This is a genomic window from Anabaena sp. CCY 9910 (genome assembly GCF_963920875.1).
Classification (GTDB): domain Bacteria; phylum Cyanobacteriota; class Cyanobacteriia; order Cyanobacteriales; family Nostocaceae; genus Trichormus; species Trichormus variabilis.
Genome location: NZ_CAWUDJ010000011.1, coordinates 24,661 through 50,190 on the forward strand (window position 1 = coordinate 24,661; position 25,530 = coordinate 50,190).

The 25,530-nt window shown below is 40.7% G+C and carries 26 protein-coding genes and 1 tRNA gene; 15 read left to right on the forward strand and 12 right to left on the reverse strand.

The genetic code is table 11. The features are described 5' to 3' along the window. Positions 1-91: 91 nt before the first annotated feature. On the forward strand, positions 92-1,681 hold the full coding sequence (locus ACM5QX_RS10860; RefSeq protein WP_414753523.1) for a glycoside hydrolase family 57 protein: 1,590 nt from the start codon (positions 92-94) through the stop codon (positions 1,679-1,681). A 210-nt stretch (positions 1,682-1,891) separates the two neighbouring features. On the opposite strand, the gene ACM5QX_RS10865 is transcribed toward ACM5QX_RS10860, so the two are convergent. Then, the gene (locus ACM5QX_RS10865) at positions 1,892-2,119 is read right to left on the reverse strand and encodes a photosystem II protein, Psb35-related (RefSeq protein WP_414753524.1); all 228 of its coding nucleotides are present in this window, start codon (positions 2,117-2,119) and stop codon (positions 1,892-1,894) included. A 250-nt stretch (positions 2,120-2,369) separates the two neighbouring features. Further along, the gene (gene petA, locus ACM5QX_RS10870) at positions 2,370-3,371 is read right to left on the reverse strand and encodes a cytochrome f (RefSeq protein WP_041455941.1); all 1,002 of its coding nucleotides are present in this window, start codon (positions 3,369-3,371) and stop codon (positions 2,370-2,372) included. On the opposite strand from petA, the gene ACM5QX_RS10875 reads away from it, so the two are divergent. After that, entirely contained in the window at positions 3,304-3,462 is a 159-nt protein-coding gene (locus ACM5QX_RS10875; protein ID WP_162470530.1) for a hypothetical protein, read from the forward strand. The genes petA and ACM5QX_RS10875 overlap by 68 nt on opposite strands. Before the next feature lie 22 nt (positions 3,463-3,484). On the opposite strand, the gene petC is transcribed toward ACM5QX_RS10875, so the two are convergent. Next, complete coding sequence (gene petC, locus ACM5QX_RS10880) at positions 3,485-4,024, reverse strand: cytochrome b6-f complex iron-sulfur subunit (protein WP_011317269.1); 540 nt, start codon at positions 4,022-4,024, stop codon at positions 3,485-3,487. A 228-nt stretch (positions 4,025-4,252) separates the two neighbouring features. Between petC and ACM5QX_RS10885 the strand changes: the two genes are divergently transcribed. Then, positions 4,253-4,561, forward strand: coding sequence for a DUF3067 family protein (locus ACM5QX_RS10885; protein ID WP_011317270.1), 309 nt, complete (start codon positions 4,253-4,255; stop codon positions 4,559-4,561). 263 nt (positions 4,562-4,824) lie between these two features. Here ACM5QX_RS10885 and tatC read toward each other — a convergent pair whose 3' ends face one another. Continuing rightward, positions 4,825-5,619 (reverse strand): twin-arginine translocase subunit TatC, encoded by a 795-nt coding sequence (gene tatC, locus ACM5QX_RS10890; RefSeq protein WP_414753525.1) that lies wholly within the window; start codon positions 5,617-5,619, stop codon positions 4,825-4,827. A 410-nt stretch (positions 5,620-6,029) separates the two neighbouring features. Between tatC and ACM5QX_RS10895 the strand changes: the two genes are divergently transcribed. Then, on the forward strand, positions 6,030-6,260 hold the full coding sequence (locus ACM5QX_RS10895; RefSeq protein ID WP_414753526.1) for a hypothetical protein: 231 nt from the start codon (positions 6,030-6,032) through the stop codon (positions 6,258-6,260). Positions 6,261-6,550: 290 nt separating this feature from the next. Here the strand turns inward: ACM5QX_RS10895 and ACM5QX_RS10900 are convergent, their stop codons facing one another. Further along, positions 6,551-7,048, reverse strand: a complete 498-nt coding sequence (locus ACM5QX_RS10900; RefSeq protein WP_011317273.1) for an HNH endonuclease — start codon at positions 7,046-7,048, stop codon at positions 6,551-6,553. A 441-nt stretch (positions 7,049-7,489) separates the two neighbouring features. Here ACM5QX_RS10900 and alr point away from each other — a divergent pair, with 441 nt between their 5' ends. Together alr and ACM5QX_RS10910 are read left to right on the forward strand one after the other, a co-directional pair. Continuing rightward, entirely contained in the window at positions 7,490-8,677 is a 1,188-nt protein-coding gene (gene alr / locus ACM5QX_RS10905) for an alanine racemase (protein WP_414753527.1), read from the forward strand. A gap of 99 nt (positions 8,678-8,776) precedes the next feature. Next, positions 8,777-8,858, forward strand: a tRNA-Leu gene (locus ACM5QX_RS10910). Positions 8,859-9,071: 213 nt separating this feature from the next. Here the strand turns inward: ACM5QX_RS10910 and ACM5QX_RS10915 are convergent. The 3 genes from ACM5QX_RS10915 to ACM5QX_RS10925 form a co-directional block, all read right to left on the reverse strand. Next, positions 9,072-10,400, reverse strand: a complete 1,329-nt coding sequence (locus tag ACM5QX_RS10915) for an ATP-binding protein (protein ID WP_414753528.1) — start codon at positions 10,398-10,400, stop codon at positions 9,072-9,074. A gap of 222 nt (positions 10,401-10,622) precedes the next feature. Next, complete coding sequence (locus ACM5QX_RS10920; RefSeq protein WP_414753529.1) at positions 10,623-11,912, reverse strand: tellurite resistance TerB C-terminal domain-containing protein; 1,290 nt, start codon at positions 11,910-11,912, stop codon at positions 10,623-10,625. Positions 11,913-12,065: 153 nt separating this feature from the next. Next, positions 12,066-13,412, reverse strand: a complete 1,347-nt coding sequence (locus ACM5QX_RS10925) for an ATP-binding protein (protein WP_414753530.1) — start codon at positions 13,410-13,412, stop codon at positions 12,066-12,068. Positions 13,413-13,518: 106 nt separating this feature from the next. On the opposite strand from ACM5QX_RS10925, the gene ACM5QX_RS10930 reads away from it, so the two are divergent. From ACM5QX_RS10930 to ACM5QX_RS10945, 4 genes are all read left to right on the forward strand, one after another. Continuing rightward, a complete protein-coding gene (locus ACM5QX_RS10930) occupies positions 13,519-13,839 on the forward strand; it encodes a TMEM14 family protein (RefSeq protein WP_011317278.1) in 321 nt (106 codons plus the stop codon). Between the two features lie 1,126 nt (positions 13,840-14,965). Then, the gene (locus tag ACM5QX_RS10935; protein WP_414753531.1) at positions 14,966-16,201 is read left to right on the forward strand and encodes a phosphotransferase family protein; all 1,236 of its coding nucleotides are present in this window, start codon (positions 14,966-14,968) and stop codon (positions 16,199-16,201) included. A 147-nt stretch (positions 16,202-16,348) separates the two neighbouring features. Then, positions 16,349-17,437 carry a T3SS effector HopA1 family protein gene (locus ACM5QX_RS10940; protein WP_414753532.1) on the forward strand — a complete coding sequence of 363 codons (1,089 nt, stop codon included), beginning with the start codon at positions 16,349-16,351 and terminating at the stop codon, positions 17,435-17,437. A gap of 75 nt (positions 17,438-17,512) precedes the next feature. Further along, complete coding sequence (locus ACM5QX_RS10945) at positions 17,513-17,959, forward strand: acyl-CoA thioesterase (RefSeq protein ID WP_011317281.1); 447 nt, start codon at positions 17,513-17,515, stop codon at positions 17,957-17,959. Positions 17,960-18,014: 55 nt separating this feature from the next. Here ACM5QX_RS10945 and ACM5QX_RS10950 read toward each other — a convergent pair whose 3' ends face one another. Then, on the reverse strand, positions 18,015-18,869 hold the full coding sequence (locus ACM5QX_RS10950; protein WP_414753533.1) for an HIT domain-containing protein: 855 nt from the start codon (positions 18,867-18,869) through the stop codon (positions 18,015-18,017). A gap of 80 nt (positions 18,870-18,949) precedes the next feature. Between ACM5QX_RS10950 and ACM5QX_RS10955 the strand changes: the two genes are divergently transcribed. Then, positions 18,950-19,741, forward strand: coding sequence for a YdcF family protein (locus ACM5QX_RS10955; RefSeq protein ID WP_011317283.1), 792 nt, complete (start codon positions 18,950-18,952; stop codon positions 19,739-19,741). Positions 19,742-19,836: 95 nt separating this feature from the next. After that, positions 19,837-20,058 carry a hypothetical protein gene (locus ACM5QX_RS10960; RefSeq protein ID WP_414753535.1) on the forward strand — a complete coding sequence of 74 codons (222 nt, stop codon included), beginning with the start codon at positions 19,837-19,839 and terminating at the stop codon, positions 20,056-20,058. Between the two features lie 14 nt (positions 20,059-20,072). On the opposite strand, the gene ACM5QX_RS10965 is transcribed toward ACM5QX_RS10960, so the two are convergent. Then, positions 20,073-20,336, reverse strand: a complete 264-nt coding sequence (locus ACM5QX_RS10965) for a ferredoxin-thioredoxin reductase variable chain (RefSeq protein WP_414753614.1) — start codon at positions 20,334-20,336, stop codon at positions 20,073-20,075. A gap of 311 nt (positions 20,337-20,647) precedes the next feature. Next, positions 20,648-22,591 carry a PP2C family protein-serine/threonine phosphatase gene (locus tag ACM5QX_RS10970; RefSeq protein WP_414753536.1) on the reverse strand — a complete coding sequence of 648 codons (1,944 nt, stop codon included), beginning with the start codon at positions 22,589-22,591 and terminating at the stop codon, positions 20,648-20,650. Between the two features lie 245 nt (positions 22,592-22,836). Here ACM5QX_RS10970 and ACM5QX_RS10975 point away from each other — a divergent pair, with 245 nt between their 5' ends. Further along, positions 22,837-23,268: an NfeD family protein gene (locus tag ACM5QX_RS10975; protein ID WP_011317287.1), complete on the forward strand. Its 432-nt coding sequence runs from the start codon at positions 22,837-22,839 to the stop codon at positions 23,266-23,268. 195 nt (positions 23,269-23,463) lie between these two features. Further along, positions 23,464-24,432, forward strand: a complete 969-nt coding sequence (locus tag ACM5QX_RS10980; RefSeq protein ID WP_414753537.1) for an SPFH domain-containing protein — start codon at positions 23,464-23,466, stop codon at positions 24,430-24,432. 6 nt (positions 24,433-24,438) lie between these two features. On the opposite strand, the gene ACM5QX_RS10985 is transcribed toward ACM5QX_RS10980, so the two are convergent. Next, positions 24,439-24,843, reverse strand: a complete 405-nt coding sequence (locus tag ACM5QX_RS10985; RefSeq protein WP_414753538.1) for a Fur family transcriptional regulator — start codon at positions 24,841-24,843, stop codon at positions 24,439-24,441. A 297-nt stretch (positions 24,844-25,140) separates the two neighbouring features. Between ACM5QX_RS10985 and purS the strand changes: the two genes are divergently transcribed. Further along, complete coding sequence (purS, locus tag ACM5QX_RS10990) at positions 25,141-25,419, forward strand: phosphoribosylformylglycinamidine synthase subunit PurS (protein WP_190565601.1); 279 nt, start codon at positions 25,141-25,143, stop codon at positions 25,417-25,419. Positions 25,420-25,530 lie beyond the last annotated feature (111 nt).

Below are 25,530 nucleotides of genomic sequence, written 5' to 3' on the forward strand. Positions count from 1 at the left end.
AATCGGATACGATCCCCAGAAGGTCTTAAAATATTGTTAATTTCCCCCTTATCCCTCGACCTTCACTTTACAAGTATCACCCCAGAACACTATGGCTATCGGCTACGTCGCGCTCGTACTTCACGCACATCTACCCTTCGTTCGTCACCCAGAAAGTGACTACGTGCTAGAGGAAGAATGGCTTTATGAAGCCATCACCGAAACATACATTCCCCTATTGAAAGTATTTGAGGGCTTAAAGCGAGACGGTATCGACTTTAAAATCACCATGAGTATGACACCGCCTCTTGTGTCCATGCTCCGCGATCCTCTATTGCAAGAACGCTATGACGCACACTTAGCCCAACTCGAAGAACTGATAGAACTGGAAGCCGAACGTAATGCCCAAAATGGACACCTGCGTTACTTAGCTGAACACTACGCCACTGAGTTTAACGAAGCGCGTCAGATGTGGGAGCGCTACAACGGTGATTTGGTAACAGCTTTTAAGCAGTTCCAAGATACTAACAACCTAGAAATTATCACTTGTGGTGCTACCCACGGCTATTTGCCACTGATGAAGATGTATCCCCAAGCGGTGTGGGCGCAAATTCAGGTGGCTTGTGAACACTACGAGGAAACTTTTGGTCGTCCACCCAAAGGTATTTGGTTGCCAGAATGCGCCTACTATGAAGGTTTGGAACGGATGCTGGCTGATGCTGGTTTACGTTACTTCCTTACTGATGGGCATGGTATTTTGTATGCTCGTCCTCGTCCTCGGTTCGGCACTTATGCGCCAATTTTTACGGAAACTGGTGTTGCTGCTTTTGGTCGAGATCATGAATCTTCTCAGCAGGTATGGTCTTCTGAGGTTGGTTATCCAGGTGCGGCAGAATATCGAGAATTTTATAAAGATTTGGGTTGGGAGGCTGAGTATGAATATATCAAGCCCTACATCATGCCCAACGGCCAACGTAAAAATACAGGTATTAAGTATCACAAGATTACTGGGCGCGGTTTAGGTTTATCAGATAAAGCACTATACGATCCTTACTGGGCAAGGGAAAAGGCGGCAGAACACGCAGCCAATTTTATGTATAATCGTGAACGCCAAGCAGAGCATCTGTATGGAATTATGCAGCGTCCGCCGATTATCGTTTCGCCCTATGATGCAGAATTGTTTGGTCATTGGTGGTATGAAGGCCCTTGGTTCATCGATTACCTGTTCCGCAAGTCTTGGTATGACCAAGGAACTTATGCGATGACTCATTTGGCAGACTATTTACGGAATGAACCGACACAACAAGTCTGTCGTCCTTCCCAATCAAGCTGGGGTTATAAGGGTTTCCATGAATATTGGTTGAATGAAACAAATGCTTGGATTTATCCACATTTGCACAAAGCGGCTGAACGCATGATCGAAATATCTACCCTAGAACCAGAAGATGAGTTAGGATGGAGGGCGCTTAACCAAGCAGCAAGAGAACTGCTGTTGGCGCAATCTTCTGACTGGGCGTTTATTATGCGGACGGGAACAATGGTTCCTTATGCTGTGAGACGGACGCGATCGCACCTCATGCGTTTTAATAAGCTATACGAAGATGCTAAAGCCGGCAAGTTTGACAGTGGTTGGTTAGAAAAAGTTGAGGTGATGGATAATATTTTCCCCAATATTAATTATCGGGTTTACCGTCCTTTATAAGAATTGCTGATACCAATTTGAAAAAAGAATGCGACAAATAAACCATCCGTAGAGACGAGATAAATCGCGTCTTCACCCAATGATGTGTTGCAATCATCAATTGAATTGGTATGAGTTTTAAGCCTGGAACTTCCTTTTTTTCATGAAAAGCAAAACCCCCAACATCAATGATTGGGGGTTTTATTTGTCTGGGTGTGAGCATTTTTGCTGCTATTGGGGCAGAGTCCGGCTGGTATACGCATCCATTGCATAAGCAGGAGCGCGATCGCTGTAATCTATTTCCATACCAGTGATCGATTTAGCCAACTTTTCAAAAGACTCAGAACGCCAGTTACGCTCATGGATGGGCTTTTTCTGTTCTCCCAGGAAGTAGGCTAGAGAACCTATAACCGAAGCTGCAACCCAACCTAAAAGTAATACTGCAAATAAGATAACCATCACGAACCTCTTTTTTATATTTTTGTAACTTTATGTAAATAAATATAACTTTATTGCAACAAAATTTGCAATATATCTAGAGGTGTGTATGCCGACTAGTCCGGTAGGGTATTTCCCACCTCTAGCTTGAAAGAGCAGGGGGAGAAAGACATCTTTCATATTTGACTGTGAAATTTGCTTCATTGAGACTTTAAGACATAAAAAAGACAGGCGATCGCCTGTCTAAAAAGTATTGATTTATCAGAGAGTATTAGAAATTCATTTCCGCAGCTTGGACTTTTTCCACCTGCTTCTTCTTCAGAACTAGCATGACTTGAGCTAACATCACCAGAGCAACGAAAGCAATCAACCAGCCAACTCTATTAGCATCTTGGAGAACGATTTCTGCGTCTAATTGACCGAAACCACCAACGTTGGGGTTATTGGTCAACGCGTCACCTGCTTTGACAGCTTGTCCTTCAGAAACAATCAATTCTGGGCCTGCGGGGATAGTGTCGCTGACAACTTCTCCAGACTCAGTTTTGATGTCTACTAGATATTTAACGCTACCATCTTCGCCTTCTTGTTTGGCAATCTTGCTAATTGTCCCGGTAGCAGCAGCGCTATAAAGGTTGTTGTTGCTCTTTTCACCTGTGGGATAAACTTGTCCACGTCCCCGGTTACCACCAACATGAACTGAATATTTACCGAAGTGAATGTTCTTGTCGTTGGCAGGGTTGGGAGAAAGAACAGGGAAGACGATTTCCTGGTACTGTTCACCGGGTAAAGGCCCGACGATGACGATGTTGTCTTTATCTTCGCCGTAGGGTTGGAAGTAAACATCGCCGATTTCTTCTTTCAGTTCTTCGGGAATGCGGTCTTCAGGAGCAATCTTGAAGCCTTCGGGTAACATCAGTACAGCACCGACGTTTAAGCCGACCTTAGAGCCATCAGCACCAACTTGTTGCACGCTGGTGTCGTAAGGGATTTTAACAACGGCTTTAAATACGGTATCGGGTAGTACTGATTGAGGAACTTCTACTTCTGTGGGCTTCGCTGCTAGGTGACAGTTAGCGCAAACAATTCTACCTGTCGGTTCGCGGGGGGTTTCTGGGTAAGTTTGCTGCGCCCAGAAAGGATATGCAGCAGCTGATTGGGGAAGGGCTAAGTCGCTGGTGAAGAAAAATGTCACGCTGGCGATCGCTATGAACAATGTTTTTACCATTGCTCTAGCAGTGCGAGTTAACCTCGCTCTTGTACAAGCATTTCTCATCTCTATAGGGGCAACGATTGAATTTAGTCAAGAGTCAATAGTCAGTGGTCAGTGGTCAGTGGTCAGTGGCAAATTCACAACTAACAACTGACTACTGACACAGAACGAAATCATTAAGACCACCAGGGTTCTTCACCGGTGCGGAAGTCGGTTTCAGTCCAAGGAGTTAAAACGATTTTGTCGTTTTCGGTTTTAGCGTGACTCAAAGCCAGAGACTTTGGTGCTGGGCCGCGAACAACCTTACCCGTTGCATCGTATTGAGAACCGTGGCAAGGGCATTTAAATTTGTTTTCTGCCGCGTTCCAGGGGACGACGCAACCCAAGTGGGTGCAGACGGCGTTGATGCCATAATCTGTGATGGCTTCTTTGCTTTCTACCACGATATAGGTGGGGTCGCCCTTGAGTCCTTGAACTAGAGTGCGATCGCCTACATTATGGCTTTCTAGAAATTTGCTGACGCTAACATCGTTGCCCAGCTCATCTTTTGCTGTTGTACCGCCACCAGCGCCACCAGTTGCAGGTGGAATAAAGTAATTGACAACGGGATACAATGCACCCAGAGCCACACCAGTGACGGTTCCAAAAGTTAGCAGGTTCATGAACTGACGTCGCCCCATATCGGGAACGTCTACGGATTCAGAAAATTGAGCCATAATCTACGCGCTCTTCGTGTATTTTGTTAAGCATTCGACAAGAGCGCTAAATGCTTGAGCAACTCCTGTCTGGTTGAAATGCTAACGCTTGTAACGATGCTGTTATTCTTTGTTTCAAGATATATCTCGCATCCTTTCTGCTAGCATTACATTTCTTTATATCCTTATCATACTTGAGTTACGGAACTTAACGTCATAACTAAATGTAAAATCTAGTTGAGAAAAACTATGACAGGACAGGAATTACGCCAACTATTGCTGGATAAATGGGGATACTCTTATGATGTCCAGTTTCGCCGGACACAAGGCAAGATATTTTTACAAGTCATGTGGAAATACTTGGAGCAAGCTTCTTTCCCTATGAGTGAAACCGAATATCAAGAGCATCTTGATAGTGTCGCCAATTACCTTCATGCTTTAGGTGGTGCAGTCCAAGTGAAAACATTTATTACACAAACAAAAGAGCGCCCTCGACTCGGTAAAGCTGTCAGCATACCTCTAGATTTGGGTGAACGTGCATCTGAATGGATTATCTGAAATATTGGTAGCAGAAAATGGTGATTATTAAGGTGTATTAAAATAATTATTTATAATAATCACTTTGCTAAATTTTCATAACTAATTTGCATAATTTTTCAAGTTATGAATCCCAGCGAAGGAGGAATTCAGAAATCAGAATTCAGAATTCAAAATGATATAAAATCAAGAAATTCTGATGGCTTTTGTTTTCTTCAAAGTACTAAACTGAAATACCAAAATCTGATATATTCTGACTCCTGAATTCTCACATCGCAGGTTTTTCATTTACCTGTCAGCTTCACTAAACCAATACCACCAAAGTAAAGGGTAAGTACTGCGCCTGCCAAAAGGCTTTGAGTTAGGGGGTCTGTGGAAGGTGTAAGTACAGCACCTAAAACCACGGCTGCCATAATTACAAATCGCCAGCCAGAAATCATTCTTTGGGATGAAACAATACCTAAATTAGCTAGTAAAAGTTGGATGATGGGAACTTGGAAAGCCAACCCAGTACTAAATAAAAGCAATAGTACAAATTCAAAATATTTGTCGATAGACCACAGTTGTTCGACTACATCCGCGCCGTAACTGATGAAAAAATTCAAAGCGGCGGGAATCAAAAGTAAATAAGCAAAGACTAAACCGGCGGCAAACAGCACACTTGACCCTAAAACAATAGGCCCAAGTAGACCACGTTCGCGCCGAGTTAATCCAGGGAGAACAAACAAAATAATTTGGTAGAGAATGAAAGGACTAGAAAGTAACAAGCCAGTGTAGCCTGCAACTTTCAGAGAAACAAAGAAATATTCTCCGGGGGCTAGCTGGAGAAATTTAACGCCTTGGGCTGGAACTTCTAGTAACTGAACAATTGGCTTGACGGCGAAGAAGCAGCCAACTACACCCGCTGCTACGGCAATCAGTGAATAAAAGATGCGCTGTCTTAATTCTTCTAGGTGGTCGAATAGGGACATTTCGACTTCACCAGGCAACTCATCGAGAGAATCAATATCTGAGTTGCCGTATCCTTCTGTATCAATCTCAGGAGTGTTTATTGTATCTACTTCTTGTGAGGGGGTCATGGCTCAGGTGGTAGGCAACATTTGCTAACTATTGTATCTGGGGAAGCAGCTACCACGATAGGAGAAACCCACTCAAAGCGAAAATTTCCAGATGGGGTGAGGATGAACAGAAAAATATGTCAGACTATAAGAATATGGGGAAGTAATCCACTCTTGACTCTGCACTGGGAAAAAATACTTGCTCCGTAAGCTTAGATCGCAACTGCTACGACAAAAGTAGGAAGAATTAATTTTTTCATCACGTCTGTGGGAACAGCATCATTAAGTCACGGGAGATAGCATCAGTCGTACAATATGCAGTTCTAAACTCCGATTCATCAGGTGGCATCTACAGAACGTAAAACTAAGCTCTTCTGGCTATTTTCGCAGAGCTTCCACCGTAGATGATTAAAAATTTTGCTGAGGTTGGGATGAATAGGCAGATTTACATTAGCCTCATGGCATTACCTATGTGTTTCTTTCATGCCTGGGTGAATATTTTTAGTGGTAGTAATGTTTCCAGTTTCATGACTCAGACTGTGAGTACAACTGCTGTGATGACTTACAGCAAAAATACTCAGTCACAGATGATTCCGTGGCAAATATCAGCTAGGGACGAGCAGACAGGAGACTGCTTGCGTCAGCGTAAATGTAAAGATTGAAAGAAAACTATTCTATAAAAAACTGCTTTCACGATTTATCTTACTATTTTCCTGATTTGTGTGTTATCATAGGAGGCTGTTGGCTATTTAACTGGTTAATTGAGTACTCCCCTACACCACTCGTAGGCAAAATATCCATCACAGGATAAAGGACAAATCGAATTTATACCCAGTTTGGCACTTTATAAGGCTTAAAATCAGGCTGACAAAGTGCAATCAAATAGACAAGTAAATATAGCACCTACTTTTAGGTGACAAAAAACTGGGTATCAAAGGTTACTGTGTTAGTGTCAAAGTCCTATAACATATTTTTGCCACTCTTGATGCAATCCATTTTTGAGATGCTTGCTGACCTCAAAATACAGACTGCTATAGGGTTGACGAGGAAGATGACGCAAAGGCATACGTGCCTCTTGGGGTGTGCGACTGCCTTTCTTGACATTGCAACGCACGCAAGCCGTTACAATATTTTCCCAGCTATCACCACCGCCGCGCGATCGCGGATTTACATGATCCAATGTCAGTTCGTCCCCAGTATAGCCACAGTATTGGCAAGTATGTCCGTCACGATGCAATATGTTGCGACGGGTCAGAGGAATTTCCTTGTATGGAACGCGGACGTAATGACGCAACCGGATTACAGTTGGTAACGGAAAGTCTGAGTAAAGAAAACTACCGTTATGTTCAACGCGTTCTGCTTTGCCTTTGATTAACAGAACTACAGCGCGTCGCCAGCTCGTTATGTTGAGCGGTTCGTAAGAGGCGTTTAGGACTAAAACCTTACCCATTGATCAGCGCTCAAGGTATTAGTTTTACATATATTAACACGATTTTCCTCTCCTTGGGAGAGGAGATTAAAGTATACTTCCGCAATAATTGAGTAATTGATCCTGTCGGTTATTGATGATGGCTCAAAACCCCTCTTAATTGCCTATTACCTCAGTCGAAAACAGAATTTTAGCTCTTCTTAGTGCTAGTTATTAGTAGCAAAAAGAACCTGTTAATTTTAATTAAGAGGTGGAGTCTGGAGTAAAACACACTAGGTTTGAGTCTATAACCCCCTCCCTGATCAACACCTGAGCGAGAAAATTTCAAAATTTTACTCCAGTATGTTGTATCTGTTGCGAAATGCGCGTTAAACTTCCTGATTAACTCTGATGTGGTTATCAGAAGTGGAAATACACATAAATACGCAGTTAAAAAGCAGTGGTGTAATAAGGGGGAGTAAAATGTTAAGTCGCCAACAAGCCTCAAGTATGGCTGCTCATCAACAGTGTGATACCTATGCTTGGTTTTCACAACGCGCTTGGGTGGAAATTGACCTAGAGGCGTTGTCGCACAATGTCCAGCAACTGAAGCAGTTTTTATCACCGCGTACTCAGTTAATGGCGGTAGTCAAAGCAGATGCTTATGGTCATGGTGCTGTAACGGTAGCGCAGACAGCATTACAAGCAGGTGCTAGTTGTTTGGGTGTCGCCACTGTTCCGGAGGGTATTCAACTGCGAGAGGCGGGTATTCAATCGCCCATTTTGATTTTAGGGGCTACCCATACACCAGAACAAATTCAGGCGATCGCTCAATGGCAACTGCAACCAACTATTGGTAGTCCTAAACAAGCTTTAATATTTTCCAATACCTTGGAGACTATCCAGCATGATTCTCCCATACCTGTACATATTAAGTTAGATACAGGGATGTCTAGACTTGGGACTAACTGGCAACAAGCAGGGGAATTTGTACAGTTAGTAGAGCGTTTACCCCATTTGGATATTGCTAGCGTTTACTCTCACCTAGCAACAGCAGATAGCCCAGATCCAAGGATTATGGAAGAACAGTATAGAAGATTTGAGGAGGCGATCGCTCAAATCAAAGCTTTGAGTATTAAAATTCCCTGCCTGCATTTAGCAAACTCGGCTGCAACCTTGGCAGATCCAAGATTACACTACGATATGGTACGGGTAGGTTTAGCTGTGTATGGACTCTATCCAGCCCCTCATTTACAGCAGAAAATCAGCCTAAAACCAGTCATCCAAGTCCAAGCGCGAGTTACCCACGTCAAAACAATTGCTGCTGGTACTGGCGTAAGTTACGGACACCAATTTATCGCCCCCCATGAAATGCGCCTTGCCGTTGTCGGTATTGGTTACGCTGATGGAGTACCGCGTAATCTATCCAACAAAATGCAGGTTTTAATTCGTGGTCAGCGAGTACCACAAATCGGTGCTATCACGATGGATCAGTTGATGATAGATGTTAGTGCTTTACCAGACCTACAAGAAGGGGAAATTGTCACCTTACTTGGGAAACAAGGAAAAGAAAAAATCACAGCTGATGATTGGGCAGAACAGTTAAATACCATTTCCTGGGAAATTCTCTGTGGATTTAAACATCGCCTACCTCGTGTAGGAGTAATGTAATCAAATAGGGCTTTGGTAATTGTTACGAATTTTTAACTAATTCCTATTTCCTATTGCCTATTCCCTTACATAACGTGCTACACTAGTATAGTTGCATAAGCGGATGTGGCGGAATTGGCAGACGCGCTAGATTTAGGTTCTAGTTCCGAGAGGAGTGAAGGTTCAAGTCCTTTCATCCGCATATAGATTAGTAAAGTAACAAGAGGGGCTGGGGATAAGTACTATTCCCGAAGCCCTTTTTATTATCTAAATTTTTATCGTCAAATTTTTAGTAACTGTAGGGTGCGTCAGCCCCAATAATTTCGTACGCATTAGAGGATTTTTCGCCTCTGAAGCACCCTACTATTATGCCAGTTGCGTAAGTCCTGGCTTAGTGTTGAAAAAAACTTCAAAATCACAAGCTAAATTCGGCTGCATTATCCTCATCTACACCGATATCTTTACCCACAGCAGTAGGTTTAAAACTAGAACCATGAATTAGCTCGTTAAACTTAATGTTTTGATTGTGGTGTAGGATATTCAACACACTAATAAAATCCCTCACAATCTCTCCTGGTGTTAATAATGCTTCTGCGCCTAAACGACTGACAATTTCTTTGACAAATTCTTGTAATTCCTTGTTGGTCAAAATCTTGTCATAACCAAAATGAAGGGCATGAATTTCAGTTAAACGCTGCAAAAGTGTCAGAATTTCTGCTTCACTTAAAGGATTCAGGCGGATAACCGGCCCAATAAACTCTTGCATATCTGCTTGTGCAGCAAAGCGGCTCTCTTTTGTGCGTCTACGCCAAGCTTGGTCTGCAAAGAGTCCTCGATTAGGGTCTTCTAAAAACTTTGTTGTCCCACCTATAACAATACCTAAATGTTCTGCTTTACACTGCATAGTGTCATTAAACATTGCTAGTAATCTGTTATAGTTCTTCTCACGAGTAACTGTAGTAGATATTTGGTAAAGATTAACTGCTTCATCCATTAAAATTAGTAATCCCTTATAACCAATCTCTGCCACGAATTTAGCTAGGAGTTTAATATAGTCATACCAGCTATCATCATCAATAATTATCCTTACGCCCAAAGCTGTCCTGGCTTCAGTTTTAGTATTAAATTCTCCCCGTAACCAGCGCAGAGCAGAATTTTTTAAATCATCATCGTCTAAGCGGTAGCCACGCCAATAAGCAATAATAATGCTACCAAAATCAAATCCATGAACTAAGTCTTCTATATACTGAACAACTTCTCGAATTTTGGCTTCCACTTGGTCATCAAAACCCTCATCATTGGGACGTAGCTCAGTTTCTTTAACGACCTCTTGTTGAATTTTGTTAATCCATCCTTCTAGAATTGAAACTAACGCACCACCATCAGGACGGGTTTTGGTCGAAAGGCTACTCATCAATTCTCGATAGGTTGCTAGACCTTCATTGTTGCTTCCTGCTAGGCGATGTTCAGAAGATAAATCAACATCAGCAACTACAAAACCTTGCTCCATTGCTCGGTTACGAACCATCTGGAGGATGAAGCTTTTTCCCGCGCCATAGTTACCAATGATAAAACGAAATGCTGCCACGCCTTCGGCAATATCATTGAGATTTTGTAATAGGCTTTTAAGTTCTTTTTCTCGACCAACTGCTATATGTTCTACTCCTAATCTGGGTACTACTCCTGCACCTAGTGAATTAATCAAAGCAGTTGAGGTTTTTTTCGGGATTTTGAGCTTTGCCATGTATTTTGATGTACGGGATATCAATGCCAATTTTATAGCGCTGAGTGGGGGGTAAATTTATTATTCTCTAGTCCCTAGCCGCTTTTTATTGTATGTTGTGTTGTAAAGCTTTAAATAATCAGAATAACATCATGTTTTTTGGATAATTTCTAGGCCCCACGTACATAGATTTTGTAATGATCACATTATGTTTATATATATTTTACAATGAGATAGGGATATTTAATTTGAGGATGCGTGTCTAGCTATGAAGTTTTCGTACAATGCAACTATGTTTCTGACATTGATTATATGTTCTGCATAAATTTTTGGTACGTCTATGTCAGTTTCAATTATTAATTCACCAATAGTGTCATTAGCACGTTCATTGATGGAATCAATCAACAAATTCGGCATAGTGATGTTAGCTTCGGCAATTTTTTTGATCGATGCGTGGGGATTGTCTTGCTCCATGATAATTTTTAATACCTGAATTTCATGACTAGGTAATTGCTTTAATAATGTATGCCATTCTTCGGGTAAATCTGGGGATGTAGTATCATTTTCAGCATCTAATTTATCTAAATTTTCGAGAACATCTGAAAAGGGAAAAAATGTTCCTGTTTGTTCTGATGTATTAACAGAAATAGATTCTTGATTAAATGTTTCTATTTGTTGTAAGAGTTCCCAGACTTGATTTTGCAGGCTGTCTCGTTCTTGTTGCAACAAAAAGATTTCATTTTGGATTTGTTGTAGTTCGTTGTGGCGTTCTGTTTTTTGACTTTGTAAATAGTCAATGTTTGCAGCTAGTCTTTCATGTTCGTTGGTAGTATCTAGAAGTATTTGAGATTGCTTGTTTTTTTCTGACTCTAAATTTTGTATAGTAATTCGCAGTTCATAAAGTTTTTCTTCTAATTGAGGTTTTATCCTTTCCAGCAAAGTAATACTGTTTTCAAGTTCTTGCTTTTCTTGATTCAGGTCACTAATTTGGGATTGTAACTGAGTAATTTCTGTCCGAAAGACATGATGGTTAGATTCTAATCTACGTTTTTCCGATGCTAGTGTAGATAAGGAATTGTTCAATTCTATTTGATTTTCTTCTAAGCTACAAATTGTAGATTTTAGGTTAGCGATTTCCGACTCTATCTGTTTTCTTTGACTGGCAAAAACTCCTAAATCCCGATGTAAACTATCTCTTTGACTACGTCCATCTAAAATTTGATTTTTTAGCTGCTGTGACTCTGTGTATAATAAACTGCGATGGGTCTCTAGTTGTTCAATTTCTCTGGCCAGCCTGGACTTCAGACCCTCGGTTTCTTGAATGCGTTTGCGGAGTGAACTTAAAAGTAATAGTTCATAATTCCTCCGTCGCTTATCTACAAATAAGGCTGCTGCATAAGTAGCTACTACTGTAATTAAACCTGTGAAAAAAGCTTGACTAAAATTCCATTTGGGAACTAGGCTCAAACCAAAACTGACACTAAAGGCAACTATGCCTAAAATAAATCGATTACTTACTATGACTTGTTGCATATTGCTGATTTTTAGCTTAGTTAAGCTTTTTGACTGAGCAGCGTTGCCAATTATTACTCTTCATATTCTGGTGTTAGTCACTCTAGTTGTAAGTGTTTGTGGATAAGATTGTTGTGAAAGTAACAAAATATTGAAATCACGCAACAATTATTTTCATGATTGGGTATCTAAGATACTGTTATTTGCAGCAAACACAAATGTGTCTGCTTTGAGAAAATCTATGAATTGTTGTGCAGTACGCCCAGAACGTCCATTATGGCGTGTTGCCCACTGTAATGCTTGATATTCTAACTCTTCTGGGCTGATACTAATTCTTGCTTGGGCTGCTAGATGGCGTACAATTTTTAGATAGGTGCTTTGATCGGCAGATTCAAAGGTGAGGGTTAAGCCGAAGCGATCGCTAAAGGAAAGTTTTTCCTGCATTGTATCCCCAGCATGGACTTCTTCATTATTTTTCAAGCTAGGTCTATCGGCAAAAAACTCTCGAATCAAGTGGCGGCGATTTGAGGTAGCATAAACCACTACATTTTGGGGACGGGCTGTCAAATTTCCTTCTAAAACAACTTTCAGCGCTTTGAAGGCATCATCGTCTTCTTCAAAGGATAAATCATCAACAAAAATGATAAATTTTTGTGGCACTCCGCGTAACTGTTCCACAATCTTGGGTAAATCTTTTAAGTCTGCTTTTGACACTTCCAGTAAACGGAGTTGGCGATGACTATATTCATTTAATAAGGCTTTGACTAAGGAAGATTTCCCCGCCCCTCGACTACCATAAAGTAATACGTGCAGCGCTTTCTCACCCGATAATAAAAATTCTGTATTTTTCAATAAGGCTTCTTGTTGTGACTCATAGCCCACGAGTGTACCTAGCTTAACTGGGTCAGGGTAAGGAATACCAACAAATTCCCCATCTTGCCAGCGTAAGGCGCGGTATTGAGCAAATAAACCTATCCCAAATTTCTGATAATAAATGGCTAATTCTTCGACTGCATCTGCCCAATGCTCTAAATGATGTAAAGATAATGCTGTTTCTGACCCCATATCATCTTGTTCCAAATACCATACCACAGGTGAAATAGGTAAATGTGCTACGGCTTGCACCCATTGACTCAAAACAGCACTATTACATTCATAAAGACTTTGTAAGACTTGTAAATCATGCTTTACGGCTGAGATTAAAGCCGGGGGTAAATCTTTAAAGTCTTGCTGTTGAGTAAGTTTGCTAAAGGGATTCTCGGCTATCAAAATTTGCGAAACTAAATAATCTTCCCAATTTTGCTTTCTCGTAGCTAAAGCGTGAAAGTAATTGCCATAGGCTTGAAGAGAACCCCTAGCATCAGCATCAGCATAACGTATGGCTTGTAATAGTTCTTGAAATGCAATCCCGACATCAGTTTGTAGGACTGATTGGTACAGTAAAAGGGACGCTGCTTGGCGTTGGAGAAATTGTACTTGGGGATATAGAGAAGTAATTGCCGACATTACTGGATTATCCATCAATTAACTTAGTCAGTAGTCAGTAGTCATTAGTCCAAAACCTTCACTATTGACTGTTGACTGTTGACTGTTGACCACATCATCAACATCTAGATAAGGTTTAACAATGAATTTAAGTGTAACTGCTGCGATCGCCTATGGTATGTTAGCGCTTATTGGTGGCATTATTGGCTACTTTCAGGCTAATAGTCAAGTTTCTCTCCTTAGTGGTGTTGTTAGTGGTTTATTACTATTTGTTGCTGCTTACTTGCAACTCCAAGGACAAACTTGGGGTTTAATTTTAGCAACTGTGGTAACTGCTGCACTGGTAGTCTTTTTTGCATTAAGGTTGGTTAGAACACGCAAGTTTATGCCTGCGGGATTAATGACTATTTTAGGGATGTTGTCACTAGTAGTTTTAGTCAATCAAATGGTAGCTCCTAAATAGTTTCAAAAATCTCCATCCCCCTGTGGCTGGGGATTTTGTTTAGTAGACTGCGACAAAATGTATTTTAAATTGATTGAGGATTGTCCTCATCATAGTACATCAGTATTAATAATATGTGAATGACTCTGACAGCATATCTAGTGAAATTAGGTGTATCTCACGTAACGAAAATCTTTTGCTCTAGAAATGTCGGCTTATTAAGTATATGCTGTATTGTAAATAACAAAGGAAATTAAGCAAAAATCTTTACTGATGACATAATTTTTGCTTATTTAGAAAAGGTGAAATATATCTGTTTCTTTGCTTACTCATCAGGAGTTTATACAAAAACTCCGCTTTAGGAGACGCAAGCGACGAAACATCATTGTGTTACATAATGTATTTTAATGTTTTTTCAAAAAATCATTGCCGACTACCCAAAGTATCCGGTTTTGTGAACTTGGTGATGATAAATAAAAATAATACACATATTAAATTAATAGCTTTGAAAAGCCGAGAGTGAAAATGTATTAATTATTACAAAGTATTTTAATGCCTTAAAATTAGATTTCCTATTTATCTAACGTAGTAAGTGAAATCAGCTTTTGCATATCGATGCCATAGTGGGCATGATATGGTTTTTTATGTACCTTACTTCTGATAGATTTATCCTATAAAAAATCCTATGTTTAATATATGAAGAAGTATAAATCTGTCTTTAGATAGGTGCTTCAGTTAATCAAAAACTTCACCCATAAGGGAATAGGGTATTAAACCAGATCCTTTAGACAAATGATAAATAACAACTGACAACTGACACGCAAAGCGCAATCAATTATGGTTTAGGAATAACCAGTAAACAATCAATCATCACTTTATAAAAGAAATTAAATAATCTGCCATAATTTTTCCAAAAAATGAATATTTATTTTAAAGATTTCGTGGCGATTACATCAAAAATTAAAGCAAAAATAAAGGCTATTTTGCCATTTTGGCAGGTATTAGTAAAGGAGATGAGATATTTATAGATTAAAGCAATCATGATTGATATTTATATCCTTGTTGTTATCTACCTAGACGAATAAAACGAGACCGATCTTGAGATTAGGTGATTATCTCAGCAATTTTACGAACTAGGAAATAATCAATGTTATTACCACTGTCTTCTCAAAACGTTATCCAGCATCTGCAAGCAGCAGACCTGTGTAGCTCAGAAGATGGCAAATCAGACATAGTTGAATTGCCAATTAGCAAGAAGAACTACAATTTAGTGGTGAATTTAGCAGATAATCGCAAACTGCTAGTTAAACAAGAACGTGGTGTTGAAGATGACGGAATTCTCCATGAATTGTTTAATGAATGGCTATTTCACCAATTACTACAAAAGTTTCCCATTCTAGGTAATATTTCTGCGATCGCTCCTTTGGTGGTACATTTTGATGAGGAAAATTCCATCCTCGTTCGCAGTTATTTAAGCGAGTACCTGGATTTAGCTGAGTTTTATCAAAACCCGAATGTTTTCCCAAAAGAAATTGCGGCGGCGATTGGGACGACATTAGCAGCCTTACACCGTACTACCTTCCAGGGGAAAGAATATCGTGATTTCATGGCGACTGCGCCTCAAGGACAATTCCGTTATCATTTTTACAATCCGGCACAAGGAATAAGTTCTCTGAATCCAGAGATTTTTGGTAAAATTCCTACTGAAGCCTTAAAATTTCATGTTCTCTATCAATGCTATGAGAGTTTAGAAGCAGCGATCGCTGACTTAGCTTATGAGTGGGATGCTTGCTGTTTAACTCATAACGACCTCAAACTCAACAATATATTAATTCATTCCCGATGGAACCAATTAGATAATTGCCTAGTGCGATTGATTGATTGGGAAACCTGTACTTGGGGAGATCCGGCTTTTGATTTAGGAACTATTTTAGCTAGTTATTTAGAAATTTGGCTTGAGAGTTTAGTTGTAGATCCCACTCTGGAATTAGCAGAGTCTTTAGAACTAGTAATGATACCACTAGAGGAGATTCAACCATCTTTAGTGGCTTTATTACAAGCTTATTTGCAAGCCTTTCCCATGATTTTGGAATACCATCCTAATTTTTTGGTACGAGTTATCAAGTTTATCGGCTTGGCTTTAATTCACCAAATTCAAGACAAGATTAATAACTATAAATTATTTGATAATTCCCACCTTTATATGCTGCAAGTAGCTAAAAATCTACTGACTATGCCTGAGCAATCTATACTGAGTATTTTTGGTATCTCGGAGGCAGAAATTCTCTCTCCGGTAGCAAAGGTTCCTCAAGTATCACATCCTGAGAAAGAAAAACAGTTAGTTCCCCTGTATTACGAAAAAACCCGCTTACGTGGTTGCTAAAAGCAAGATGATGAACAATTCAAAAAGCAAAATTATCAGTTTTGAATTTTGAATTTGTCATCGATTTGGTAAGAATTAATATTAGAGCCAGGATGTTTACCCTGTAGGGTTTTTCTAAATTATCAATTTTGAGTTTGGAATTGATTGATGCTAGATTATTCTGCTAACCCACTGTTTAATTCCCTGATGGATATTGCTACTAATATCCGAATTGAGCCGAACTTTTGTATCAACCATCCCAGTTATCAGCCTTTTGCTTTACCAACCAAAGTAGCAGATAGATTTCAGCACAACTCTCCTGCTCTACAAAATAAATATCTCGCCTTATTACTGCGTAACTTCCTTTATGGAATTTATTACAACGGTGTACTGCAAAGTAATTTGGCAAATGATAACTATGCTAGTTACTCGATGCCACAAAATTTAGCAACTAATACCAATGTGGGTATCGATTGGGAATTTTACGAACAACTGCAAGCCAGTAATCACGGACGGGGTTATTTTGACCCTAGTTGGCAGGTGTTACGTAAGGAACCAGATGGTAGTATAGCAGTGACTAAAGGTGGTTTAACTTTATACATAGAACCCGATTGCCATCTCAAACCCGGTAAAAAATCCGCCACTGTGGGGGAATCAGTAGCGATTTGGATGCCTAATAATCGATTGCAAAACGGCTACTACTTAGCTGTGAGTGATGTGGGACAGGAAAAGTCAGGTAACCCGGATGCTGATTTAGGTACAGGGAGAATCTATTTTAATTTCAGTGCAGCTGGTGCGATCGCACTCATGGATAGTTTAACTCAACAATTCAACGCCGCCGCACTTCCTTTTACCTTTCAAGTTCTCTATAATCCCTGCGCCTATGGACGCTATGACGCAGGCGTACTCTATTTTGAACACGAAAACTATCCAGTAATACATAAAATTCTTCAGGTTATATATCAAGAGTATCAAGCTTATTTTCAACCAGAAATACCCCTGTTTACCAAATTCCTAGCACCTGGGTTGAGTCTGGCTGAAGAACCTACGCAAAAATTTGCCGCACAAGAAACTTTTGGTATGAATCGTTGTCAAATTGTGGCGAATGCTTTGTTAGAAGCTTGGCAGAAGGGTAAGAATGCAGTCGAAGAAAGAATGAAGACGATTAACAAACACTTTCAACATCATTCTATAGATTTACAGCGTCCTTATCTTAACCCTACTTCTGAAGATATATATTCTCCATTAAAGTTATAAATTTTCCTTGCACAGTAATATGATTTTGTAGAGCGGACTTCTAGTCTGCTCTTTTTTTATTTGGTAATTTTCAATATGCCTTTTACTTATCATCGGACAATTCACTTTCAAGATACGGACGCTGCGGGAGTAGTTTATTTTGCTAATATCCTCAGCATTTGTCATGAAGGTTATGAAGCGTCTTTGAGAACATCAGGAATTAGTCTCAAGGAGTTTTTTACTAATCCTAATATGGCTTTTCCTATTGTCCATGCCAGTGTAGATTTTTTGCGTCCGCTATTTTGTGGAGATCAGGTGATAATTAGCTTAGTACCACAAAAGATTGGTGCGGAAAAGTTTGAGATTAATTATGAAATTTATTTGGCAGATGTGTTAGTGGCTAAGGCTGTAACTCGACACGTTTGTATTGATGCTAATACTAGAAGTAAGCAAGAGTTATCTACGGAAATTATTCAGTGGTTGGATGGTTATCGCAAGGAAACGGAGGAGGTGGAAAGGCGAAAGGCTAGAGAGGTTGTTTAATTTTTTTAAACGCAAAGTATCGCGGAGGTTGGCGCGGAGGAACGCAAAGTTTTAACTATTTTCTTTGGGGGATGACGTTTCTAATGCCACTTTTCGCACCCATCGCATCGCCTTTGTAACGTGGGATGATGTGGATACTCGCGTGCATAATATTTTGTCCGGCGGCTCGATTGATGTTCATACCTATATTAAACCCATCAGGGGAAAACTCGGCTTTTAGAAATTCCTGTGCTTTATTCACCATTAACCAACAGGCTGATTGCTCTTTTTGGGGTAGCTCGAAGTAGTCGCTAACATGGCGTTTGGGAATAACTAATATGTGTCCTTTGCTGATTGGATAGCCATCAAATATAGCGTATGCGGTTGCTGATTCTGTTAATAGTTTTAAGTTTTTATGGGGATTGCAAAATATACAATAATTAGATGAATGGCGCTGATTATTATAGTGGGTGTATTCATATATTTCTCGGCTTTCATCTAAATGAATTGAATGAAAAGGTAGTTTAACAAGACATTGATATGTAGGTTTTTTATGAATATAATGTTCCCGAAATCCTTCCCTTTTAATATCTCTTCTCACTACATAATAAGCTTTACCCCCTGGTTTTAATAAGTGGGATATATCCATAAGAACATTAGCCTGGTCTTCAGGGAATAAAACATTTAAAACATACAAGCAAATTATAGTGTCAAATTTATTTTCAGGATATTGAGGAAAATAATAAGGGTCGTAACCTCTAATATCAAAGCCTTTGTGCTGCAATAATTTAACATCATTACCAAATCCACAACCAAAGTCTAATATTTGTCCTTGTAGCAGGTTTTGATTGATTAAAAACTGTGCAGGAAATGATAGATAAGTTCTTTCAATGGCGGTGAGATGGCTGAATTGATTTTTTTGCTGTTTCATGGAAATCTAAGACTCATCTGCTACCTTGTCTTAGCACAGCCAAAACTCAACCCGCGATACCCAATTCCACAGCCATAAATATGTTCTTATATTTATCTAAATTACTGCCTTTATTTTTTTATCCTTTGGGATTAGCTAGTGTCAGTTTAGTAGTAGCACTAGTAACTTTGCGGAAACGTCCACGTATAGCGACTACAGCCATAGCTTTATCGTTAACTTTATTACTACTGTGCAGTAACGCCTGGGTTGCTAAATACCTGGTGCGATCGCTAGAATGGCAAAATCTACCTCCCGCACAATTACCCAACGCTGAAGCCATTATCGTCTTAGGTGGTGCGACTAAATCAGTCTTTCCCCCAAGGATTACACCAGATTTAAGTGAACAAGGCGATCGCGTCATCTATGCTGCCCAATTATATCGCCAAAACAAAGCCCCGCTCATCATCCTCAGTGGGGGACGCATCGATTGGCGTGGAAGTGGTTCATCAGAATCAACAGATATGGCAAATATCCTCACCTCTCTAGGTATTCCGGCTAGTGTGTTGATTGAAGAACCCGATTCACTCAATACTTATCAAAATGCCGTAAATGTCAAGAAAATACTAGCATCTCGTGGTATTGATAAAGTATTGTTGGTAACTTCAGCATTGCATATGCCGCGATCGCTGAAAATTTTCCAGCGTCAAGGTATGAACGTTATCCCCGCACCCACCGACTTTTTAGTTAGCGCAGGTGAACTCCAAGAACTCGGCAACACCCCCAAAGCCGCTATATTGAATTTACTACCAGATACTTACAACTTACACCTATTCACCAACGCCTTAAAAGAATATGTTGGTAGCTTTATTTATTGGTTAAGAGGTTGGGTGTAATTAGAGACGCGATGTCAATAGTCAATAGTCAATAGTCAATAGTAATTTTTCTTTCCTTCCCCTGCTTCCCCTGCTCCCTCTGCTCCCTAAAATCTATGAACGAAAACTTACCTTATATTCTGCCTGCACCCCAACCTCAAGGCGAGGACACTTTTGCAGCTTATCAGACAACTCATCAGTTTTATTATGAAGTGCAAAAACGTTCTGAGTTTCAGCGCCATTGTGAATGGTATCGTACAACTGCCGAGCAGCACCGCCGGGAGTTAGAAAGAATGCGCGGCGAAGTTAATATTTTCTCGTGGTTCCGCCGCTCCTGAAAGATTTGGATACTTTAGATAACTTCTAACTCATTTTCCCGTAGGTGAGCTTTAAATTTTTTACCAAACTGGATGAGAAAAGGTAAATTAGCACTAACAGGTCTACCTTGCCATTGGGTGACAATCTCCACAATTTCGCCTTCTGAGCCTTTGAGGTCAAAAGCTTTACCGCGATGTTCAGGATGATGGTAAACTACTACCGATTCTTTTACACGGACGCGATCGCCAACTTTCATAACAACATTCACACCTTTTTCAACAAGTATCTCCACGGCCATCCTCACTGAACTAACTTGCTTTTTTAACAAAAAGTATTGTTTACAACAGCAACTCCCATAGCACTCAACATTTACAGATGCTCTGTTTCACAACTCTCTAACTTATATACAAACAAAGCTTACCTACGCAGGCTTTGAGCGCAATTAGTGAGCAAAATTGCCTTTGCTGTGCGCTTTAACGACAGAATCAATTCTACAATAAATAGTCGTTAGTCCATAGTCATTAGTCAGTTGCCAGTTGCCAGTTGTGATTGGTCAATAGTTTATGGTCTTCTTCTTTGCTCCCCTGCCTCCCCTGCCTCCCCTGCTCCTCATCTGCCCCTGGGTGAACAATATTGCTGCAATGATGGGGGTAGTTTCTGACACATCTGCTGAAATGATTGGGGACTAAGTTGCCACCAAGCAAATAATCCTATACCTGTACCTCCTACTATTAACGCCAATAATCCCCCAACCAATAATAAAGGTTGACGGCGGTTTGGTTGTTTAATTGGGGCTGGGCTGGGTTCATCAGGGAGTTCCAAGTCCAGCAATGCTTGAGAACTTTCCGTCAAGACAGATTCTTCTGGGTATCTTTCCAGTTCTGCTATTTCTGGTTCTGGAATCTCTACCAGTGGCGGCGTTGGTGTGATTGGCACTAAATATTCTTTGGAAACACGGCAAAGAGTCAGCACAACAGAAGTATTATCATGGCCATTTTTTTCATTGGCTAGATTAATCCAATGGTGGGCAGCATCTTCAACAGTCATTTGACCAGTTAATACTGGTACAGCGTAATCTTGCCAAGAATTTTCTACCCAGTTGTTATCACTTAACCCATCAGAACATAATAATAAAATCCCATCTTCATCGATGATGAATCGCTTAATCGCCAACCGTAAAGATTCAGCATCTCTGTTTCCCAAGGCTTGAGTTAAAGCATTGGCATCTTGTCGTTGGAGTGCCTGCCGATACAAACTCCGGGCAGAACGGACTTCCCTTGTGACTATATCATCGTCTACTGTCAGCTGTTGGCAATATTCACGAGTGATCCAATAAGCACGGCTATCACCCACGTTAGCCAAATAAAGCTCATGGGCATTATCTGATTGCCACTCAGATGTAGTTAATACTCGTTGCGGTACTTGTACTGCCATTACCAGCGTTGTGGCCATGCGTTCTCTACCTTGGCGCTTTTGTTCATCATTACGAGAATTGATGAGGTTGTTAGCCACACGCAGACTAGCTTCTAGTTGTTCCTGTAACAAATTTGGTGGGACAATTTCTGGCTGTGTCGCCACTTCGGCGAATAATGCACGAATTTGTAACTTTAGAGACTGTACTGCCAATTGGCTGGCGACTTCACCCCCTTGATGTCCGCCAATGCCATCACAAACGATCGCCAAATTTGGTACTAATAATTCATGGGAGTCAACAGCAGTATTGGGATAGCAAGTATCTTCATTTTGTTTGAGTTGGGGGCCTGCATCTGTCGCCCCTGCTATGGTTAAAGTTAATGGCAATTCTCCGGCGGCGGCGAGTAGTAAAGCGTTAAGTTGACTCGCAATAGTTTCTAACTCCACTTCTGAGTTAGCCATCTGCTGGATGATATTCTGCAACTTTGGCGTAACCGAAGTTGTTGTCAACTCTAGTAAAGGCTGCCAAGAATCGCTCAAATCTTTTAAATTAGGCTGTTCTGTCGGTGTTGTGGCGTTAAGGTCTAACAATCGCACACACCAACCTTGGACGCGCAAATTGTCTGCTTTCAGCAAGTTGTGAGCTAGTCCTAACTCCAGTAAAGGTGTCCATAGTTGGAGAATCTGCCATAACCAGTAAACTTGTCTGACTGGTTTGGCTTTTTGCCAAGCATCAATGATAGTTGGATAAATATTCCCCTCTTCATCGATAGGGACGTTTTCTAGTAACAAGATATGGTCTGTGCCTTCTGGTAAAGAGGTAACAAAACCATAAACTTGGGGGAGATGCGATCGCTCTGGATATAAGCGAAGATAAGGAATAACATCCGACGGCAATTCTTGAGGTACTTCTGGTAATAATCCCGGTCGAGTGTCCAGCCAAACCTGTCGATCTATTACCTCATATCTATCTGATACTTTTGTACCTAGTGGAATCTCGGTTACTAATGAGCCAGTAGCCCAAAGATAACGGTGAACTAAAGGCGTTTGACAACTAGCGCAAACACGTTCTCCCGCAAAATTAATTGGGTTATCACAGTTTTTATTTATGCAATAAATTATCCGTTCGATAGAAAGCATATAGGTATAAATTTAAAAAATAAATTAAGTGGTGAAGTTCGATTAACTTTAGCAGTCAAAGGCTTGAAGGACAGAATAGACTGGTTCTGTGTACCTGTGGCTACACATTGTTACTGATTTTAATCAAAATTGCTGGGAAAAAGGGAATGGGTAATGGGTAAGAGTTATGTTTGATCACCAATTACCAAATCCAGATAACCAGCAACTAAGCTGGTTTGTGTGAATGTAGTGTCTAGGATGGCGCTATGCCAATATCTACCTTAATTTGGCTACTGGCTGGAGCAGTTCTCTGCTTAACAGAATTGTTCTTACCATCGGCGTTTATCGCTTTCATGATGGGAATTAGCGCCTTAATGGTGGCGTTACTATCTCAATTGGGGTTAGCTTTATGGCTGCAAGTTGTGGCTTGGTTGTTTCTTTCTACCGTTTTGATTGTACTTTCCCGTCGATTTTTGCAACCACGACAACGTAAGTCAAAAATTCAAGATGCAATTACGGCAGAAACCTTAACAGAAATTCTTCCCGGACAAGCAGGACGAGTATTATACGAGGGAAATTCTTGGCGGGCAAAGTGCGATGACGAGCAAATCACTATCGCCCCGCACCAAAGGGTTTATGTAGTCAGGAGGGAAGGGACTACTTTAGTGGTGATGCCAGAAAATCTGCTGCATTTTTAGTCATTAGTCATTAATTAGACTTACGCAGTGTTACTAATTTTCTGGCTTTTTTGTCAAGAGTCAAGGGTCAATAGTCAAAATCAAGGTTTTTAGACTGTGGACTATTGACCGCCCTCAGAAGGGTTTTTTGGTTCAGTGCGTAAGTCTTAATTAAGAGTTGGTTATAACTTATACAGAAATATTTGGAGGTTGGTAATGGAACAGTTATTTTTATTGATTGCTCTAGCACTCGGTGGTTCTGCCGTTGCGGGGTCTGTGAAGGTGATTAATCAGGGTAATGAAGTTTTAGTAGAAAGATTAGGTAGCTACCACAAAAAGCTCGGCCCTGGACTAAATCTTGTCCTTCCTTTTATTGATAAAGCCGTCTACAAAGAAACTATCCGCGAAAAGGTTTTAGATATTCCACCGCAAAAATGTATTACCCGTGACAACGTAGGGATTGAAGTAGATGCAGTGGTTTACTGGCGGATTGTCGATATGGAGAAGGCTTGGTACAAAGTAGAAAACCTCCACTCGGCGATGGTGAACTTGGTACTGACTCAAATTCGCTCGGAAATGGGACAGTTGGAGTTAGATCAAACCTTTACGGCTCGTTCCCAAATTAATGAACTTTTATTGCGGGATTTAGATATTGCTACTGATCCTTGGGGTGTAAAAGTAACTAGGGTAGAACTGCGAGACATTATCCCTTCCCAAGCTGTACGGGAATCGATGGAATTGCAAATGTCAGCAGAACGACGCAGAAGGGCGGCAATTTTAAATTCTGAGGGTGAACGGGAAGCAGCCGTTAACTCTGCCAAAGGTAAAGCTGAAGCCCAAATATTAGATGCAGAAGCCAGGCAAAAGTCGGTAATATTGCAAGCAGAAGCTGAACAAAAAGCGATCGTTCTCAAAGCACAGGCTGAACGTCAGCAACAAGTTCTCAAAGCTCAGGCTATTGCCGAATCAGCAGAAATTCTTGCCCAGAAAATCAATTCCAACGGTACTGCGGAACAAGCCCTAGAGGTGTTATTAGCTTTGGGTTATCTCGATATGGGCGCAACCATCGGTAAGAGCGATAGTAGCAAAGTTATGTTTATAGACCCCCGCACTATTCCCGCGACTTTAGAGGGTATTCGCTCGATTGTTTCGGATAGTCAGTCGTCGGTGGTCAGTGGTCAGTAGTTTCTGCTAGTGACTAATTTCACTCGCGTGATTCATTTGGCACTTACCACACAAACCGAAAAACTCCAGAGTGTGGTAGAAAATTTTAAACTTATGGTCAGTTTCTAACTGGTCTTCTAAGTTGTGGACAGGGCATTGATGAATAGGAATAGATACACCACATTGCAAGCACGTAAGGTGGTGTTTATCTTGCTGCGCGAGGCTGTAGAGAGCTTCGCCATTGGGTAAAGTCCGTACCTGCACCAAGCCTTCTAGTTTTAAGGCTTCCAAGGAACGATAAACTGTTGCTAACCCCATACTCTGATTGCGATTACGGAGTTCTACATAAATATCCTGGGCAGAAATACCTTGTTTAATGGTTTGCAACAGGTTTAAAATGCGCTCTTGACTGCGGGTGCGTATGGCTCTCATAGACTATTATTTAAATTTGCCACTGGATTAGAAGCTGTTACACTGCCTAACTAATAAAAACTCTACCCGCAAGGGGATAGAGTTTTGTCAGTAGTCAGTGGTCAGTGGCAAAGATATGTAAAAACCACCCATTAGGGGTTGGGGTATTAGACCAGATCATTTCCACAACTGACAACTGACGACTAACAACTGACATACGCAGTGCAATAAATTAACTTTAACGTCTCGATTAACTTATTTTTACTCAGTTGGAACAGAAAGTTATAGTATAGCGATCGCAGCTTTCAGCAAAACTCCGTGCAAACTAAGTATCTAGCCAAAATTTTCGTGACACTTCGTCCTTCCGTTTTAGACCCGGCTGGTGTGGCTGTACAATCTGGCCTCCAGCAAATGGGATACGATAACGTTGATCATGTACGAATTGGTAAGTACATTGAACTCAACATTACTACTTCTGATGAAGCAAAAGCGCGTCAAGACTTAAACCGCATTTGTGACCAAATGTTATCTAATCCAGTAATTGAAAATTACCGCTTTGATTTGATCGAAGTCGAAACCCAGACCGGAGTATTTTAGGGATCGGGGAATAGGTAAGAAAACAACAATAGCAACTGACAACCGACAACCGACCCTCTGGGTTCGCCAGTTACTCATGGGGGAAACCCCCAAGACCGTACTGGCTCACAA